The 18369-nt window shown below is 69.8% G+C and carries 15 protein-coding genes; 14 read left to right on the forward strand and 1 reads right to left on the reverse strand.

Features of this window, described 5'->3' with window-relative positions; all coding sequences use genetic code 11:
* Positions 1-66 precede the first annotated feature (66 nt).
* Positions 67-1170: a type III polyketide synthase gene (locus tag ACH4S7_RS36010; protein ID WP_398525645.1), complete on the reverse strand. Its 1104-nt coding sequence runs from the start codon at positions 1168-1170 to the stop codon at positions 67-69.
* 1497 nt (positions 1171-2667) lie between these two features.
* Here ACH4S7_RS36010 and ACH4S7_RS36015 point away from each other — a divergent pair.
* The 14 genes from ACH4S7_RS36015 (at position 2668) to ACH4S7_RS36080 (ending at position 18328) form a co-directional block, all read left to right on the forward strand.
* The gene (locus ACH4S7_RS36015; RefSeq protein ID WP_398525646.1) at positions 2668-3738 is read left to right on the forward strand and encodes a type III polyketide synthase; all 1071 of its coding nucleotides are present in this window, start codon (positions 2668-2670) and stop codon (positions 3736-3738) included.
* 122 nt (positions 3739-3860) lie between these two features.
* The gene (locus ACH4S7_RS36020) at positions 3861-4430 is read left to right on the forward strand and encodes a cupin domain-containing protein (protein ID WP_398525647.1); all 570 of its coding nucleotides are present in this window, start codon (positions 3861-3863) and stop codon (positions 4428-4430) included.
* Positions 4431-4435: 5 nt separating this feature from the next.
* Positions 4436-5617 (forward strand): DegT/DnrJ/EryC1/StrS family aminotransferase, encoded by a 1182-nt coding sequence (locus ACH4S7_RS36025; RefSeq protein WP_398525648.1) that lies wholly within the window; start codon positions 4436-4438, stop codon positions 5615-5617.
* Complete coding sequence (locus ACH4S7_RS36030; RefSeq protein ID WP_398525649.1) at positions 5614-6609, forward strand: class I SAM-dependent methyltransferase; 996 nt, start codon at positions 5614-5616, stop codon at positions 6607-6609. The genes ACH4S7_RS36025 and ACH4S7_RS36030 overlap by 4 nt, the downstream gene beginning before the upstream one ends.
* Before the next feature lie 34 nt (positions 6610-6643).
* Positions 6644-8230: an AMP-binding protein gene (locus tag ACH4S7_RS36035; protein ID WP_398525650.1), complete on the forward strand. Its 1587-nt coding sequence runs from the start codon at positions 6644-6646 to the stop codon at positions 8228-8230.
* Positions 8231-8285: 55 nt separating this feature from the next.
* On the forward strand, positions 8286-9359 hold the full coding sequence (locus ACH4S7_RS36040; protein ID WP_398525651.1) for a methyltransferase: 1074 nt from the start codon (positions 8286-8288) through the stop codon (positions 9357-9359).
* Positions 9360-9507: 148 nt separating this feature from the next.
* Entirely contained in the window at positions 9508-10428 is a 921-nt protein-coding gene (locus ACH4S7_RS36045) for an aromatic prenyltransferase (protein ID WP_398525652.1), read from the forward strand.
* On the forward strand, positions 10425-11768 hold the full coding sequence (locus ACH4S7_RS36050) for a cytochrome P450 (RefSeq protein WP_398525653.1): 1344 nt from the start codon (positions 10425-10427) through the stop codon (positions 11766-11768). The genes ACH4S7_RS36045 and ACH4S7_RS36050 overlap by 4 nt, the downstream gene beginning before the upstream one ends.
* 15 nt (positions 11769-11783) lie before the next feature.
* Positions 11784-12851: a mevalonate kinase gene (mvk, locus tag ACH4S7_RS36055; protein ID WP_398525654.1), complete on the forward strand. Its 1068-nt coding sequence runs from the start codon at positions 11784-11786 to the stop codon at positions 12849-12851.
* Positions 12841-13890, forward strand: a complete 1050-nt coding sequence (gene mvaD, locus ACH4S7_RS36060; RefSeq protein ID WP_398525655.1) for a diphosphomevalonate decarboxylase — start codon at positions 12841-12843, stop codon at positions 13888-13890. Before mvk ends, mvaD begins: the two co-directional genes overlap by 11 nt.
* Positions 13887-15005 (forward strand): phosphomevalonate kinase, encoded by a 1119-nt coding sequence (locus ACH4S7_RS36065; RefSeq protein ID WP_398525656.1) that lies wholly within the window; start codon positions 13887-13889, stop codon positions 15003-15005. The genes mvaD and ACH4S7_RS36065 overlap by 4 nt, the downstream gene beginning before the upstream one ends.
* Complete coding sequence (fni, locus tag ACH4S7_RS36070) at positions 15002-16093, forward strand: type 2 isopentenyl-diphosphate Delta-isomerase (RefSeq protein ID WP_398525657.1); 1092 nt, start codon at positions 15002-15004, stop codon at positions 16091-16093. The genes ACH4S7_RS36065 and fni overlap by 4 nt, the downstream gene beginning before the upstream one ends.
* Positions 16090-17148, forward strand: a complete 1059-nt coding sequence (locus ACH4S7_RS36075) for a hydroxymethylglutaryl-CoA reductase (protein ID WP_398525658.1) — start codon at positions 16090-16092, stop codon at positions 17146-17148. Before fni ends, ACH4S7_RS36075 begins: the two co-directional genes overlap by 4 nt.
* Before the next feature lie 4 nt (positions 17149-17152).
* The gene (locus tag ACH4S7_RS36080) at positions 17153-18328 is read left to right on the forward strand and encodes a hydroxymethylglutaryl-CoA synthase (RefSeq protein WP_398525659.1); all 1176 of its coding nucleotides are present in this window, start codon (positions 17153-17155) and stop codon (positions 18326-18328) included.
* The last annotated feature ends 41 nt before the right edge of the window (positions 18329-18369 follow it).

Genomic DNA, 18369 nt, shown 5'->3' on the forward strand with positions numbered 1-18369 from the left:
ACTACTGAGGAATCCCCCCGGCAGGGGGAGCCACCATCTCCTCCCCGGCCTGCTGCGGGCCGTGCGTCACGCCGTCGCACCGTCGTTCCACGCCCCCGCGATGATCTCCGTGGTGAAGCCGGGCCCGAACGCGACGATGAGACCCGGGGACCCATGTGCGGGTGATCCGTCGTCGTGGTGGCGCCTGAGCACGTCGAACACCGAGACGCTTGAGGTGTTTCCCATCCGAGCCATACTCGCGCGGCTGTGCCGCAGGGTTCCCGGAGGAAGTGACAGGCCCTCCTCGACGCCGTCCATGATCAGCGGGCCGCCCGTGTGCGAGACGCAGAAGCTCAGGGAACCGGGTTCGCAGCCGAACTCGGCCAGGAAGGACTCGATCTCGGGTATCACCTTGGGCACGGTGCTGCGTACCCGCGGATCGGTTCTGAAGTGCAGTCCCCGCTCGGATGTACGTCCCGCGATCACGGACTGCGACGCGGGCAGGAGGTGTTGTCGGGCGCCCCGGATGTGAAAGCCCGTGGCAGCGGGCGCGGCGCGGCGTAGGACGGCGGCTGCCGCGCCGTCGCCGAAGATGCCATTGGAGATGAAATCGCTCAGCGTGTGCTCGCCCGGCTGGAACGACAGGGAGCTGAGTTCGGCCGCGACGACCAGGGCGGTGGCGTCCGGATAGGCTTGAAGGTAGTGGAACGCCTCGGCCAGGGCGGAGGCCCCCGCAGCGCAGCCCAGTTGCTGGATCGGTGTGCGGCGCATCGTCGGACGACAGCCGATTTCCTGGGCGATGTACGCGTCCGGCCCGGGCAGTGCGTAGCCCGTGCACGAGACGAACACCAGGTAGTCCACCTCCGCTGCGGCGACGCCCGCGGTGTCGAGCGCCTGTCGCGCCGCTTCCGCGCCGAGCCGGACGGCCTCCTCGGTGTAGCGGGCGTTGCGGACGCCGAAGGGCCGGTCGGAGAGCATCTCCTTCAGTCCGGCCACCATGCGTCGGGTCTCCACCGTCGTGCTGCGCATCAGGTCGAGCCCTCGCTCGACATGGGGGACGTCCGCGAACAGTTCGCCGAGTGCGGCGATGATCTCGTCCTGGGTCACCACATGTTCGGGCACGACGACGGCGGGGCGGGTGATGGCGACAGTGGTGCGCGTTTCACGGCCCGGAGGGTGTCCCGTGGACATGGTGCTGTTCCCTTCGTGGGGGGTCGGGGAGGCCCCCGGAGCCGGCCGGTGGCAGGCGTACGCCTCCGACCGGTCGCCTTGCCGGGGGTGGGAGACGTCTATGTCTCGTGGGGGGTGGGAGACGCCTGTGTCTCTCGACTCTGCTCTGCCGCGGTAGCCGGTGCGTGGGTCCCGGACGGGTGGGGTGTCCGGGTTCCCGGCCACCGCGTGATCATGGTCCTGTCAAGACATGCGATAGGAATCATGCGGTCCGGATAGTGCCGTGACAAGATCGGCTTTCGGACGCGCCCTTGGGGGCACCGGTCGTCGGACGGTGGTTGGCCGTCCCTGTTCCGTGTGGAGCCGCCATCGACCCGGTCTCGGGGTCGTGTTCCATGAGCCACCCCGCCCGACTGGCGGGCCGGTCAGGAGTGCGCGCACCTGCGGCCCGTGGCGTTCCGCGCACCGCTGGTGGGATCCCCCTGTCGGGATCGTGCGACGGGCAGTCGAAGGGCAGGCATGGAGGGGTGTGCGCCGAGTGTGACCCGCCATCAGGCCGATGACCCCCGGCCGGTGCCGTGTCTTCCCGGTCGGGGTCGCCGGGTCGCGTGGGCTGTCCCCGCCCGTGCGGTCCGTACCAATGGAGTGTGGACCAGGGTGGCGCGTGGCGGCTCACCGGAGAGTGGGGGTGCGGGGGAGTCACCATGAGGGCGAGCGAGGCATGAATGGCTCATTCTGATGGGTTCTCGGAGCCGCCGCCCGGGGTGGCCGGAGGGTGAGGCCCAGAGAGTGTGCGTGCCGGGCGCGGCAGGCGGACGGCCTGTGAAGACACGACCCAGGGGCGCACGGGCGGAGTGAGGTGTGCGGCAAGGGTGTGGCCGGCATTCGCCGTCCGGGCGAATCCGGATCCGGCCCCGGCTGCGGATCGTTGGCCCTGGTGGCGGTCCGGGAGCGACGCGGATCCCGATTTCACCAGATCTCGATATGTGACCCAGGTCACTCAGTGGTTCGCTTGGTGCGGGGCCGGCCCTGTGTCACTATTTCGGCACACCCTCCCTGCCCGAAAACAGCCGCGAGGCAGTGGATCGACCGCCGTCCGCCGTTGCTCGCGGGCGAGGCTGAGGCCCCCGGTGATCCGCGGCAGTCAGCCACACGGTCCGGGCAGGCGCACTCCCTCCCCTCGAAATGCGGGCGCGACTCTCCGTCAATGGCCGACGTCCGACCGACCGGCCGCCACGGCGAACGCCCTCGCTCCGTAGCCCGGCCGTCGTGGCCCCGCCGCACCTCCTCAGCGCGTCGACCGGCCGGAGGGGGCTGCCGTGTCGAGGGTCGACGAGACCGCCCGCCCGTGCCGTGCGGGGTTCGTCCGGGGGTGTGTCCGACTGCCTGACTCATCGGCGGGCAGATCAGGCCACCGTGCGGAACTCCTCAACACACCACACCGGGATGGCGGACGAGAGGTGCCATCACGCACCACCCCACTGCCCTGTCGAGACTCTGAGGAAGTGGATCCCCCCTATGCCGAGACTATGCAAGCCGGCGATGAATGCGCCCGAACACATCATCACCGTGGAAGAGACTCTGGATTTCGCCGCGCGAGCCCATGCCGGCAAGCCGCAACTCGCCCTGGCGCTCCGGCTGATCCAGAACACCGGTGTCCAGAAGCGGCACATCGTCCAACCCATCGAGAAGACGCTCCACCACCCGGGCCTCGCGGAGCGCAACCGCATCTACGAGGTCGAATCCAAGAAACGCACGCCCCAGGTCATCGAGCAGGCCCTGGCCAACGCCGAACTCAGGGCCCGTGACATCGACGCGATCATCTATGTGTCATGCACCGGGTTCCTGATGCCGTCGCTGACGGCCTGGCTCATCAACACCCTGGGTTTCCGCTTCGACACCCGGCAGATACCCATTGCCCAGCTCGGCTGTGCGGCGGGCGGTGCGGCGATCAACCGTGCCCATGACTTCTGCGCGGCCCACCCCGGCAGCAACGTCCTGATCGTCTCCTGCGAACTGTGCTCGCTCTGCTACCAGCCCGACGCGGACGACATCGGCTCGCTGCTCTCGGACGGTCTGTTCGGCGACGCGGTCGCCGCCGCCGTTGTACGGGGCGAAGGGGGCGTCGGCATCGATCTGGAGCGCAACGCCTCCTACCTGATACCCGGCACCGAGGACTGGATCTCCTACGCCGTCAAGGAAACCGGCTTCCACTTCCAACTGGACCGCCGGGTGCCGGGGACCATGGAACCGCTCGCGCCGGTCCTGCGCGAGCTGGCGAAGGACCACAGCTGGGACGTCGGCAAGCTCGACTTCTACCTCATTCACGCCGGCGGCCCACGCATCCTCGACGACCTCGCGAAGTTCCTCGAAGTCGACCGCGAGGTGTTCCGCCACAGTTGGTCGACCCTGCGTGAGTACGGGAACATCGCGAGCGCCGTCGTACTCGAAGCCGCCCGCAGGCTGTTCGACGAGGACACGCCGACGCCCGGTGCGACCGGCCTGATCGCAGGTTTCGGTCCCGGCATCACCGCCGAGATGGCGCTCGGCACCTGGGGGGCCGACGACGGCCCGCAGTCCTTCGCCTGAACGCCCGTGTCAGGACCAGACCATCGCCTGAACACCCGTGTCAGGGCCAGACCATCGCCTGAACACCCGTGTGAGCAGCAGACCTTCCCCTGAACGCCCGCGTGAGCAAAGGGAGCGGAGCCATGACCGACCTCATCATCCCGGCCGGTGCCGGGAGAAAGCTGGTCACCCCGGCACAGGACGTGACCTTCAAGGCCACCAAGGAGATGGGATCCGCCATATCGGTCTTCGAAGTGATCGTTCCGCCCGGATTCGACGTCGGGGCGCATGTCCACCACCAGTCCCAAGAGTTCTTCTACGTCTTGGAGGGGGAGTTGGACCTGCTGTGCTTCGAACCGACCGAACGCACGACCGATACCTGGCACCACTGGCAGTCCCCCAAGGGCGACCGGGTCGTGCGGGCCGGTGAAGGGAGCTGCATGTTCGTACCCCCCGGCACCCCGCACGCGTTCCGGAACGCCACGGACAAGCCGGCGAAGATGCTCTTCCAGAGCTATCCATCGCCGGAACACGAGTCCTACTTCGAGGAGATAGCCGAGATCTGGTCGCGCGGTACCGCGGTGGACCCCGCGGCCGTGGCGGCGATGCGGCAGCGGTACGACGTCGGCCAGATCACCCCGCTGCGCTTCGAGCCGCCGTCGAACGCGGTGGATCCCGCCCGGGAGCCGAACCCGCAGCGGAACGGAGGGTGACCGCGATGGAGCCGATTCCCCTGGTCCATGCGAGCCTCGGCCATCAGGAACTGGATGCCGTGGCCGCGGTGTTCGCCTCCGGCTGGCCGGCCGGACAGGGCCCGCGGGGCAAGGCCCTGGAAGCCCGGCTGGTGAGGAGGTACGGGGTCGGCGACGCCGTCGCGATGTGCAACGCCGGTGCCGCGCTCCATGTGTCCCTGCTGGCGCTCGGGGTCAAGCCGGGTGACGAGGTGATCGTCGCCGACTACGGGTTCCCGGCACCCGCCCACGCCGTGCGGTACCTCGACGCCGTCCCCGTCTGCGCCGATGTGCGGGCCGACACCGGAACCGTGGACCCGCAGGCGGTGGCCGACCTGATCACCCCGCGTACGGTCGGTGTGATCGCGGTGGACACGGTCGGCATCCCCGCCGACTATGTGGAACTCCAGGCGATCGCCGACCGCCACGGACTCTTCCTCGTGGAGGACGCCGCCTGTGCCGTCGGCGCCACGTACCGGGGTCGGGCGGCGGGCGCACTCGCCGAGGTGGGTGTCCTGTCCTTCCACGGACGCAAGGGAGCGAGCAGCGGCGAGGGCGGTGCGCTGCTCGCCGCCGACCCGAAGATCGGTGCGGAGGCGCGGCTGTCCGCCTCCTTCGGCATCGGCAGCATCTTCGACATGGGCGAGGTCGTCGGCCTGCCGATCCCGGAGTTCACCCGGATCGGCCACAACTACAAGCTGTCCGACATCGCAGCGGCCATCCTCCAGGTGCAGCTCAATCGGGTCGATGAGCTGCTGGCCCGTCGTGCCGCCGTCGCCGCGCAGTACACCGAACTGCTGGCCGCGGAAGAGCTGCTGACGGTGCCGTTCGTGCCGGATGACCGTACCCACGCCTGGCAGACGTACATGGTGACGTTGGACCCGGGCGTGGACCGCGCGGCCGTCGCGACCGAGCTGCGCGCCAAGGGCATCGGCTGCGGGCACGGCACCTTCGCCACCCATGTGCAGCCGGTGTTCGAGTCGAAGCACAAGTGCCCGGTCTCGGCCCGGCTCTTCCAGCACCACCTGTCCGTACCGATGCACGCGGAGCTCGCCACCAGTCAGGTCGAACGGGTCGTGGACGCCCTGCGCGGCGCGGTACGGACCCACTCGGGGGCCACCCGGCGGGCCTTTCCGATGTCCACCCGGACCCCAGGAGGGGCGGCATGACGGACGAGCAACCGACTCCGGACGGCGTACTGCGGCTGATCAACGGATACTGGGCGACCGGTGTCGTCGGCGCCGCGGCCTGCCACTCGCTCTTCACCCACCTCGAAGACGGGGCCGGGACGGCCGCGGAGCTGGCCGAGCGCGCCGGTATCGCACCGCGGGGCGCACAGACCCTCCTCGACGGCCTCGTCGGCGTGGGACTGGTCGAGCTGTCCGAGGGCCGGTACCGCAACACCCCGGAGGCGTCCCGCTACCTGGTCGACGGCAAACCCACCTCCCTGAGCGGCTTCGCCCGGCTGAAGCTGAAGCACATGGGCGGTCTGGCCGCCCTGCCGGACGTGGTCCGAGCCGGCGGACCGGTGCGGAACGCGACGACCGAGGTGGCCGACAACCCGCACTGGGAGGAGATCGTGCCGGCCATCGCCGCGCAGTCGGTGCCGGCTGCCGGGATCGCCGCCGAGGTGCTCGGGCTGGCCGATGCCGGCGCGGTCGCCATCCTCGATGTGGGCGGTGGTTCGGGCGTCTACTCGGCCAACTGGCTGGCGGCCAATCCGGCGGCCCGCTCGACCCAGCTCGACTGGGAGCCGATCAATGTGATCGCCCGCCGGCTGCTGGCGGAGCGCGGGCTCGCCGACCGGTTCACCACCGTCGCCGGTGACTTCCACACCACCGACTTCGGCACCGCGGAGTACGACATCGCGCTGTACTCCCACATCGCCCACCAGGAGTCGCCGGAGGACAACATCGCGGTCTTCTCGCGCCTCCGCGAGGCGCTCAAGCCCGGCGGTGCCCTGGTGGTCTGCGACTACGTCGTCGACGACGACCGCGGCGGTCCCGCCCTCCCGCTGATCTTCGCCGCGGAAATGCTGCTCAAGAGCGCACGGGGCGGCACCTGGCGGCGGTCCGACTACCACGACTGGCTCGTCAAGGCCGGCTTCACGACCGTCTCGTTCCACTCCGCGCCGCCCGCCACCCTGGTCATCGCCCGGTGAGCGGGCGTCCCCCAACCGCAAGGGAGACAGCCGGATGAACGGCTCAGTCGCCTATCGAACGATACAGAAACGCGGCCTCCACATCGGCCTGCTGCCGGCCATGGCCGCGGCCGTCAACGCGACGACGGCGATCACGCTCGATCACGATCTGGACGTCGCTCCCGAGGTCGGCAGGCACCTGACGGTCGCCCGGCTCGCCGAACTGGTCGACGATCTGGCGGCCCGGCTGTGGGCCGCCGGTGTGCGCCCCGACGCACATATCGTCATCCACAAGAAGGCGAACGCCGATGTGTGGGTGCTGGCCTGTGCGGCGTCCCGGATCGGCGCGGTGCCCGTGCTGCTCTCGCCCAGCCTGGACGCGGTGACCGTCGGTGCGCTGCTCCAGCGGGTCGACCGGCCGACCCTGCTCACCGATGAGCACAAGCTCGACGCGCTGGCTGAGCTGCCGCTGTCGGGACTCACCCGACAGGTGATCATCGCCTCCGGTGAACGGCCGCGGACCGTATCACTGGGCACGCTGGCCGGGGCGCCGCGCGTCGCACCGGTGGTGCGGCACCTCGATGAGGCCGCCGTGATCACCCACACCTCCGGCACCACCGGGGTGCCCAAGCTGGTCGTGCACACGCCCCGTACCCAGGGCCTGCGGCTGAAACCGCAGTGGCGCCTGCTGTCTCTGATCCGGAAGCGCGAGAAGGTCGCGATCCACATTCCCTTCGTGCATTCGCGGAACGTCGCGGCAATGGCCCTGGCCCTCCTCAGGGAGATGCCGGTGTTGCTCATGAACGAGTCGGACCCGGACACGGTGGCCGAGCTGTTCCTCCGGAACCGGCCCGGTCTCATCGAGGCGCTGCCCAACTCGCTGATGGCGTGGGAGGGGCTGGCTGATGACCCGCGCAAGCCCTTCGCCTCGGTGAAGTACTTCAGCAGCACCTTCGACGCGATCCACCCCGGGACGATGAGTCGGCTGCTCACGTCGTCCGAGCGGCGGGGCGCGCTGTTCTTCCAGATCTACGGGCAGAGCGAGGTCGGACCCGCTGTCGGCCGCCCCTACCTCCGCCGCTCCGCACACCGGGCCAACGGCCGCTGCGTCGGCTGGCGGATGCCGCTGGGCGCGGCGAAGGTCCGCGTCGTCGGCCGCGACGGAGAACGACCGACGGCCCGGCACCCCGGCCGCATCCAGGTCTCCTGGCCGGCGCTGGCCAAGACGTACTTCGGCGAGCAGGAGCGGTACGACAGCAACCGGGACGGCGAGTGGTGGGGCACCGGAGACGTCGGCTACTTCACCCGGTTCGGCTGTCTGCACATGCTCGACCGCGAGGTCGACATGATCCGCGGGGTCCGCAGCTCCCTGGAGATCGAGGACACGGTCCTCGCCAAGCTGCCGGAGCTGAGTGAGCTGGTCGTGGTCCAGGGCCCCGACTCCGAGGCCGTACCCGTGGTCTGTGCCCACGGCGACCAACCGCTGGACCTGGACCGCTGGCGCGCGGCCGTCGCCGACTTCCCGCAACTGGCGGATCCGGTCCAGATCCCGGAGGCCGAACTGCCGCGCACCGGAACCCTCAAGGTCCAGCGTCTCGCGCTGGCCGACCGGCTCAAGGACGAGCGCGAGGGCCGGGAGTGACTTCCGGCCGGCCGCCACGGCGGTGGACAACCACTTTCCCGAAGGAGACGAGCCCATGACGTCAGAAGCCACCCTCGCCCGGTTCCGTGAGTACATGGTGGGCCCCTCGCGGTTCATGACCCTGCTGTCCTGCTTCGAACTCCGCCTCGTCGACAGGATCAGGGAGAACCCGGGCCTGACCGCGACCGAGCTGGGCCGGGCGACCGGCACCAAGCCGGATGCCGTGGAGCAGCTACTCCTCCTCCTGGTCAAGGAGGGCTTCGTCGCACACGACGAGGCAACCGGCGCCTACACCCTCGACGGCCTCGCCGGTGTCGCCGCGAGCGACCTGAAGCGCGCGCTCGCCTATATGAACATGATCAAGGTGGTGGCGCTGCGGCAGTTGTTCCACCTCTCCGAGAGCGCCCGGACCGGCACCCTCGTCGGCCTGCGGGAGATGTACGGGGTGACCGAGGGCACCCTGTACGGAGCGGTGGCCGACCACCCGGACCTGCGGGACGCCTGGGCGAACCTGATGAACACGGTCACCGCCAACATCGACCCCTGGTTCTTCGGCAACGTCGACATCCCGCCGGGCGCCCGGGTGCTCGACCTCGCCGGCAACACCGGTCTCGGGGCGATCCACACCGTCACGCACAAGGCGTCCCCCGGGTTGCGGGTCACCACCTTCGACCTGCCGGAGAAGGAGAAGGAGGCCCTGGCGAACTTCACGGCCCACGGGGTGGCGGAGCACTGCTCCTTCATCGGCGGTGATGTCTTCGACGGAGTGCCCCAGGGTTTCGACATCGTCCTGATCAAGCACTTCCTGGACATGTTCGACAAGGACGACGTGGTCAGGATCCTCCACGGCGTCCATGCGGCCCTGGAGGTCGGTGGCCAGGTCAACATCATGGTGCCGGTGTATCCGGAGGACATCACGGACACCGACAACTACAACGTCGACTTCTTCCCGGCCTTCTTCATCGGCTGCACCATGGGCCAGGGCGGCCCGCAGAAGCTGTCGGTCTATCAGAGCTGGCTGGAGGAGTGCGGGTTCAAGGTGACGAAGGCGATCACCAAGGACGCCGCCGACATCCCACCGGACGTCATCCCGGTCCAGGCCATCCTGTCCGCCACCAAGGTCGCCTGACCGGACGAGTCCCGTTGGCCCACCCCGCGATGCGGGGCGCGCGGCCATGCCCGGACGCCCCCCGCAGGTGGCGCACCCGTCGGCGCTCGCGGCGCGAAGGCCCGACATGCGCAACGCACATACAAGAACCGATTCTTTGGAGTGACCGATGCCGGGTGCCGAAGTCGCTGTCGATGTGGCAAGTGTCTACGCAGCCATTGAGAAGTCAGCCGAGCTACTGGACGTGACCGCTTCGCGTGACGCCGTCTGGCCCGTCCTCACCGCTTTCGAGGACGCGCTTCCGCAGGCCGTGATCGCCTTCAGGGTGGCCACCAATGCCCGGCACGAAGGAGATTTCGACGCTCGCTTCACCCTTCCCCGAGAGGCCGATCCGTACGCCGTCGCCCTGTCGAGCGGTCTGATCGCGAAGACGGACCACCCCGTCGGCGATCTGCTCGCGGACCTCCAACAGCTCTGCCCCATCGACAGCTACGGCGTCGACCTCGGAGTCATCTCCGGATTCAAGAAGATCTGGGTCTACTTCCCGGCGGGTGAGCACGAGACGCTGGCGCGCCTGACCGGCCTGGCGTCGATGCCGCGGAGCCTGGCCGGGAATGCCGAATTCTTCACCCGGTACGGCCTGGCCGACAAGGTGGACGTGATCGGGATCGACTATCGCAGCCGAACGATGAACCTGTACTTCGCGGCACCAGCGGAATGCTTCGAGCGGGATACCGTCCTGGCGATGCATCGGGACATCGGACTGCCGAACCCGAGTGAGCAGATGTTTACATTCTGCGCGAAGTCGTTCGGGCTCTACACCACCCTGAACTGGGATTCCATGAAGATCGAGCGAATCTCCTACGGGGTGAAGACAGAGAACCCGATGGCGTTCTTCGCCCGGCTGGGCACCAAGGTCGAGCACTTCGTGAAGAGTGTCCCGTACGGTGTCGACGACCTCAAGATGGTCTATGCCGCCGTGACGTCAGACGGAGAGGAGTACTACAAACTCCAGTCGTACTACCGCTGGCGCTCCGTCAGTCGGTTGAATGCCGCCTATATCGCCGCTCGCGACACGGAGTCGGCATGATGGGCCGGGCGAACTCGGTGGGCCTCTTCCCGGCTGAGACGAGTATGCCGGGTGAGCCGGGTGAACTGAAGGACCGTGACGGTCCCGTGTTCCAGTTCAGCCGGATGGAGAGTCTCCTCCGCGGGCGTGCGCTTCGCCGCCTGACCGTGGACGGCGTGGACGCGGTCTTCGTCCGGGATCCGGTCCTGGTCCGCACCATCCTGGTGGGCGAGAGCAAGAACTACGGAAAGGGCGAGCTCTTCCGGAAGGCCAGAAACCTCAGCAGGGTGGGGATGCTGTCGGAGGACGAGACCATGCACCGGCACTACCGGCGCCTGGCCAACCCCTATATGCGGTCGTCGAAAGTCGAAGAGTACGTTCCCGTCATGCGCGATGTCGTTCGCGACTTCACGTCCTCATGGCGTGCCGGGGAATCCGTGGACATCCAGTCCGAGATGTGCCGGATCACCTGTGCGGTCGTCGTGGAAACACTGATGACCGGACTTCCACCCGAGACGACGAAGGCGCTGAGCGAGCGTCTCTCCCGACTGGCCTGGGAAATGATCAGGAAGCCGCTCCACGGGAAGGCGGCGGCCCGCGCGGCCCGGCCCGGCGCTGCCTGGCGGTTGTCCCGGGCGCGTGCGGAATTCCGCGAGCTGCTCACGGCGTGCATCGCCGATCTCCTGGATTCCCCCGAATCGACGGCGGGCTACCTCTCTGCTCTCCTGGCCGACTCCGACGACGAGGGAAACCGTCTCCTGACGGCGGAGGGAGCGTGCGAAGAGGCGGTCATGATGTTGACTGCGGCCACGGTCACCACGGCTTCCGTCATGTCATGGGCGCTGTACGTGCTCTCCACGGATCCGTCGGTCGAGGAACTGCTCCTCAAGGACCTGGCGCGGAGACGCAGCGGAAGCGCCGGCCACGACCAGGGTGCGTCCAGCTACACGCTCCGCTTCCTCATGGAGGTGCTGCGGCTCTATCCGCCGGTGTGGATCTCCTGCCGCAAGGCCCTCTCGGACGTCGAGCTCGGCGGCCATCCGCTTCCCGCGGGCACGAACCTGGTGTTCAGTTCGTACCTGCTGCACCGGGACCCCGAGCGCTATCCGAATCCCAGCCGATTCGATCCCGACCGGTGGCTCTCCCTGCGACTCGGTCAGGCCGACGCCTCCTACATACCCTTCGGAATCGGATCGAAGGGGTGTATCGGGGAGCCGTTCGCCTGGCAGCAACTCGAAGTCATCCTCGATGTGGTGACACAGGAATGGAAGCTGAGCACCGAGCCCGGCCATCGGGTCCGCACGGCGCCGGAGACCACCCTCCATCCCCGCCGCCTGCTCATGACCCCTCAGCCACGGTAGCCAGTGCGCCCGACGATGCGGATACCACCGCGGAAACGACCAGGGGAGTTGAGTGCCGTGACTCTGTCGACCTCGACGGACGGGGTGCCAGGGGTGTCAGGGGCGTCGAGAGACGCTCGACCCCGATCCGTCGGCATCGGCCGCGCCCACGCCAAAGTCATTCTGCTCGGGGAACACGCCGTGGTGTACGGGGCACCGGCGCTCGCCTTTCCCGTGCCGCGGCTGACGGTCACGGCACGTGCCCGCTGGTCCGGCCGCGGGGCCGACGTACCGGGCGAGGTGTCCTTCACGACGACCGGTGCCCCGCCCCGGCCGATGATCACCCAGGCATCCGACGGCCTTCGCCGTCTGATCACCGAGTTCAGGGCGACCATGGGCGTGGACGACAGCCCGCCCGCCGACGTGACCATCGATGCCGGGATCCCACCCGGCCGGGGGCTCGGCTCCAGCGCCGCCTGCGCGCGTGCGGTCGTCCACGCCCTCGCCGATCTCCACGGCCGCGACATCGCGGAGAGTGAGACGTACGACCTGGTGCAGACGGCCGAGAACGTGGCGCACGGCCGTTCCAGCGGCGTCGACGCACGGGCCGTCGGCGCGGCGGCCCCGCTGCTGTTCCTGCGCGGCGGGACCGAGGAACTGACCATCGGCTGCCACGGCCTGCTCGTCATCGCGGACAGCGGTGTCGTGGGACGCACCAAGGACGCGGTTGACGTGCTGCGCGAAGGATTCCAGCACCGGGACGGAGCGAAGGAGAGGTTCGTGCACCGCGCGTCACGGCTGATCGAAGGGGCCCGTCGCGCCCTCGCCGACGGCGGTCCGGAGGAGCTGGGTCCATGGCTGACGGACTACCACGACCTCCTCAGGACGGCCGGACTCAGCACCGAGCGCATCGACGCCCTCGTCGACGCCGCGCTCACGGCGGGCAGCCCCGGAGCCAAGATCACTGGCGGTGGCCTCGGTGGCTGCGTCATCGCCCTGACCCGACCGGAGCAGGCCGGCGAGGTCACCAGGCTGCTGCGCGCGGCAGGCGCCGTGCGGACCTGGGTCGTGCCGCTGAGAGGGTCGGCCGAGGATGCGCTCTGACCACCTGACCGCCCTCGCCCACGCGCGGGACACCGCCGTACCAGCCACCGCCGTCGCGCACCCGAACATCGCCCTGGTCAAGTACTGGGGCAAGCGGGACGAACACCTGGTGCTGCCCCGTGTCGACAGCCTGTCGATGACCCTGGACATCCTTCCGACGACCACCCGCGTGTGCCGCGATCCTGCGGCCGGGCGCGACAGGGTGACCCTCAACGGGCGGCCCGCGGCGGGCGAGGCACTGCGCCGCGTCGTCGCCTTCCTGGACCTGGTGCGGGAACGGACCGGACTCGCGCACCGGGCCGTGGTGGACAGCGAGAACACCGTCGCCACCGGGGCGGGCCTCGCATCGTCCGCGAGCGGGTTCGCCGCCCTCGCCGTCGCCGCGGCGGCCGCGTACGGACTCGACCTCGACGCCACCGCCCTGACGCGGCTGGCCCGGCGCGGCTCCGGGTCGGCCGCCCGGTCGATCTTCGGCGGGTTCGTGGTGTGGCACGCGGGTCCGGACGCCGGCACCGTGGCGGAAGCCGACCTCGGCTCCCACGCCGAGCCGGTGCCCGTGGGCGACCTCGACCCGGCACTGGTCATCGCCGTCGTCGACGGGGGCCCGAAAGCCGTGTCCAGCCGGGTGGCCATGCGGCGGACCGTCGACACCTCCCCGCTGTACGAGCCGTGGGCCGTCTCCAGCAAGGAGGACCTGACCGGGATGCGCGCGGCCCTGCTCGCCGGTGACATCGCGGCGGTCGGGGAGATCGCGGAGCGCAACGCGCTCGGTATGCACGCGACCATGCTCGCCGCCCGGCCGGCCGTACGCTATCTCGCGCCCGCCACCCTGACCGTCCTCGACCGGGTGCTCCGGCTCCGAGATGACGGCATCCCGGCCTACGCCACCATGGACGCCGGACCCAATGTCAAGGTGCTGTGCCGCCGCGCCGACGCCGATCTGGTCGCCGGGGCGGTCCGCGCAGCCGTCCCCGGCGGTTCGGTGCTCATCGCCACGCCGGGGCCGGGCGCCCGGCTGCTGGCCGGGGGCGGTCGATGAGCGGCCGGCGAACCGTCGTCCGCCGCGCGCCGGGCAAGTTGTTCGTCATGGGGGAGTACGCGGTGATCGAGCCGGGCGTCCCGGCGATCCTCGTCGCGGTCGACCGTCATGTCACCGTCACCGTGACCGGCCCCGCCGCGGCGGGCGTCGAAATCTCGTCCGACCTCGGCCCGCACCGCGAGCGCCGGAAGTGGCAGGACGGCCGACTCATCCCGTACGGCATGGACGACGAGCGGCGTGCGCACGGCGCGCGACTCGCCCATCTGATCTCCGCGATCGAGACCGTGGCCCGGCTGAGCGTCGAACGCGGCCGCCCCGCACCGGCGTTCCGGATATCGGTCGAGAGCGGCCTGCACGACCACGGCACCAAGTACGGACTGGGTTCCAGCGGCGCGGTGACCGTGGCGACCGTGGCGGCCATCGCCGCCCACTGCGGCCTCGCACTCTCCGCCGATGAGCGGTTCCGGCTGGCCCTGCTCGCCACCGCCGAGATCGACCCCAAGGGCTCCGGCGGCGACCTCGCCGCCAGTACCTGGGGTGGCTGGATCGCCTACCGGGCGCCCGACCGGGCCGCCGTACTGGCGCTCGCCCATGACCGGGGTGTCGATGCGGCGCTCCGCGCGCCGTGGCCCGGGTTCGACGTACGGCACCTGCCGGCGCCCGACGGCCTCTCGCTCCAGGTCGGCTGGACCGGGACCCCGGCCTCGACCGCGGCCCTCGTGTCCGACCTGCACCGGCGGCCCTGGCACGGCACCGCCGCCCAGCAGAGTTTCGTCCGCACCACCACCGACTGTGTCCGCGCGGCGATCTCCGCACTGGAGCGAAGCGACGGTCAGGAGCTGCTGCGTCAGGTCAGGCGGGCCCGACGGGAGCTGGCCCGACTGGACGACGAGGCCGCCCTGGGCGTCTTCACGCCCCGGCTGACGGCGCTGTGCGAGGCCGCCGAAGCCGTCGGAGGCGCGGCCAAACCCTCCGGCGCGGGTGGCGGCGACTGCGGGATCGCCCTGCTGGACGCCGGAGCCCCGCGGGACATCGCCCGATTGCGCGCACGGTGGGCCGCGGCCGGGGTGGTGCCCCTGCCGATCCGTCCCGCCGCCGAAGGGAACCAGGAATGATCACTCAACGCAAGGACGACCATGTCCGGCTCGCCGTCGAGCAACAGCGACAGCACGATGGACGCAACCAGTTCGACGATGTGTCGTTCCTCCACCACGCCCTGGCCGGCCTCGACCGGGAGGACGTCTCGCTGGTCACCACCTTCGCCGGCATCTCCTGGCAGGTGCCGCTGTACATCAATGCGATGACCGGCGGCAGCGAGAAGACGGGCGTCATCAACCGGGACCTGGCCATCGCCGCCCGCGAGACCGGCGTACCCATCGCGTCCGGGTCCATGAGCGCCTACTTCAAAGACCCGGACTGCGCCGACACGTTCAGGGTGCTGCGCGAGGAGAACCCCGGCGGGTTCGTCATCGCCAATGTCAACGCGACGGCCTCCGTCGACAGGGCGCGGCGGGCCGTCGACCTGATCCGGGCCGACGCCCTACAGATCCATGTCAACACCGTGCAGGAGACGGTGATGCCGGAGGGCGACCGGTCGTTCGCCTCCTGGGTCCCGGGGATCGAGCGAATCGCCGCCGGTGTCGAAGTGCCCGTCATCGTCAAGGAGGTCGGCTCCGGGCTCAGCAGGGAGACCGTCCACCTGCTGGCGGAACTGGGCGTACACGCCGCCGACTTGGGCGGCCGGGGCGGCACCGACTTCGGCCGCATCGAGAACGGCCGGCGCGAACGCGCCGACTACGCCTACCTCGCCGGCTGGGGACAGTCCACCGCCGCCTGCCTCCTGGACACGCAGGACGCCCCGATACCCGTCCTGGCCTCCGGCGGTGTGCGCGATCCGCTCGACGTGGCCCGTGCCCTGGCGCTCGGCGCCTCCGGTGTCGGCGCCTCCGGCACCTTCCTGCGCACGCTGCTCGACGGCGGTGTGGCGGCGCTGATCGCGCGGATATCGACCTGGCTCGACCAACTGGCCGCACTCCTGACCCTGCTCGGCGTCCGGACCCCCGCCGTCCTGACCCACCGCGATCTGCTGATCCGCGGTGAACTCCGCGATTTCTGCGTCGACCGGGGGATCGACACCCGGCCGTTCGCCCGCCGTTCCGGCGGCCTTGACGTGCCCCACGAGATGACGGGAAACAGACGATGACCGACAACACGAGTGCCGGGGTCCCGATGAGGTGGGTGGGGCCCCTGCGCATATCGGGGAACGTGGCCGTCACCGAGACCCTGGTCCCGCTCGCCACCTACGAGTCGCCGCTGTGGCCCTCCGTGGGTCGGGGCGCGAAGGTCTCCATGCTGGCCGAGCGGGGCATAGTCGCCACCCTCGTGGACGAGCGGATGACCCGATCGGTGCTGGTGGAGGCGGTGGACGCGCAGACCGCGCTGACCGCAGCGCGGATCATCGACGCGCGCGTCGACGAGCTGCGCGAGGTGGTGCGCACCTGTAGCCGGTACGCCGAGCTGATCGGCGTACGCCACGAGATCAACGCCCATCTGTTGTTCGTACGGTTCGAGTTCAGCACCGGCGACGCGTCCGGCCACAACATGGCCACGCTCGCCTCCGACGTGCTGCTGGGGCATCTGCTGGAGACGATTCCCGGCATCGCCTACGGATCGATCTCCGGGAACTACTGCACGGACAAGAAGGCGACCGCGATCAACGGCATCCTCGGCCGCGGCAAGAACGTGGTCACCGAGCTGGTCGTACCGCGTGACGTGGTCGAAGGCGTCCTGCGCACCACGGCCGCCAGGATCGTCGAGCTGAACATCCGCAAGAACATGCTCGGGACCCTGCTCGCTGGCGGCATCCGCTCGGCCAACGCCCACTTCGCGAACATGCTGCTCGGCTTCTACCTGGCCACCGGCCAGGACGCGGCCAACATCGTCGAGGGCTCCCAGGGCGTCGTCATGGCCGAGGACCGGGACGGGGACCTCTACTTCGCCTGCACCCTGCCCAACCTGATCGTGGGCACCGTCGGCAACGGCAAGGGGCTCGGCTTCGTGGAGTCCAACCTGACCCGGCTCGGCTGCCGGGCCGAGCGCGCCCCGGGAGAGAACGCCCGCCGGCTCGCCGTGATCGCGGCGGCGACGGTGCTCTGCGGTGAGCTCTCCCTCCTCGCAGCGCAGACCAATCCGGGTGAACTCATGCGCGCGCACGTCACGTTGGAGCGCGACAACACGACAGCGAAGGCGGGTGTCTAGCGAGATGGCCGGCGATTCCGCCATAGGCATTCATGATCTGTCCTTCGCGACGACCGAGTTCGTCCTGACGCACACGGAACTCGCGCGGCACAACGGCACCGACATCGGCAAGTACCACCAGGGCATCGGCCAGCGGTCGATGAGCGTGCCCGCCACCGACGAGGACATCGTGACCATGGGCGCCGCCGCCGCCGCGCCCCTCATCGCGCGGCACGGTGGTGACGGGATCCGGACCATCATCTTCGCGACGGAGTCCTCGATCGACCAGGCGAAGTCGGCCGGTGTGTACGTCCACTCGCTGCTCGGACTGGCCTCGGCCACCCGGGTCGTCGAACTCAAGCAGGCATGCTACGGGGCGACGGCGGCCCTTCAGTTCGCCATCGGTCTGGTACGCCGCGATCCGGCGCAACGCGTCCTCGTGGTCGCTGCTGACATCGCCAAGTACGAACCGGACAGTCCGGGTGAGGCCACCCAGGGCGCCGCTGCCGTGGCCATGTTGATCGGCGCCGATCCCGCCCTCCTGCGCATCGAGGAGCCGTCGGGCGTGTTCACCGCCGACGTCATGGACTTCTGGCGGCCGAACTACCGTGAGGCCGCCCTGGTCGACGGACAGGAGTCCATCGGCGCCTATCTGCTGGCCGTGGAGGGCAGTTGGAAGGACTACACGGAGCACGGCGGTCGCGCACCCGACGAGTTCGCCGCGTTCTGCTACCACCAGCCGTTCACGAAGATGGCCTACAAGGCCCACCGCCACCTGCTGAACTACTGCGGGTACGACATCGACGAGGACCGCGTCGCCCGGGACCTCGGGCTGACCACGGCCTACAACAACGTCATCGGCAACAGCTACACCGCCTCGCTGTATCTGGCCCTCGCCGCCCTGCTCGACCAGGCGGAGGATCTGACCGGCCGGGCCATCGGCTTCCTCAGCTACGGCTCCGGCAGCGTCGCCGAATTCTTCGCGGGCAGCGTCGTCCCCGGCTACCGGGAGCACCTGCGCACCACGGCGCACCGCGCGGCGATCGACCGGCGCAGGCCCGTCGACCACGCCCGCTACCGGGAGCTGCACGGGCACTCCTTCCCCACCGACGGCGGCGACCACCGCACGGCGGCCGAGACCACGGGCCCCTTCCGGCTGGCGGCCCTGCGCGGGCACAAGCGCGTCTACGAGTCGCGCTAGGTCCGGTCCGGGCGCTCACCCCGGAGCCCCTCGCCCGCAGG

It is taken from the genome of Streptomyces sp. NPDC020965 (assembly GCF_044333555.1).
In the GTDB taxonomy this organism is placed as follows: domain Bacteria; phylum Actinomycetota; class Actinomycetes; order Streptomycetales; family Streptomycetaceae; genus Streptomyces.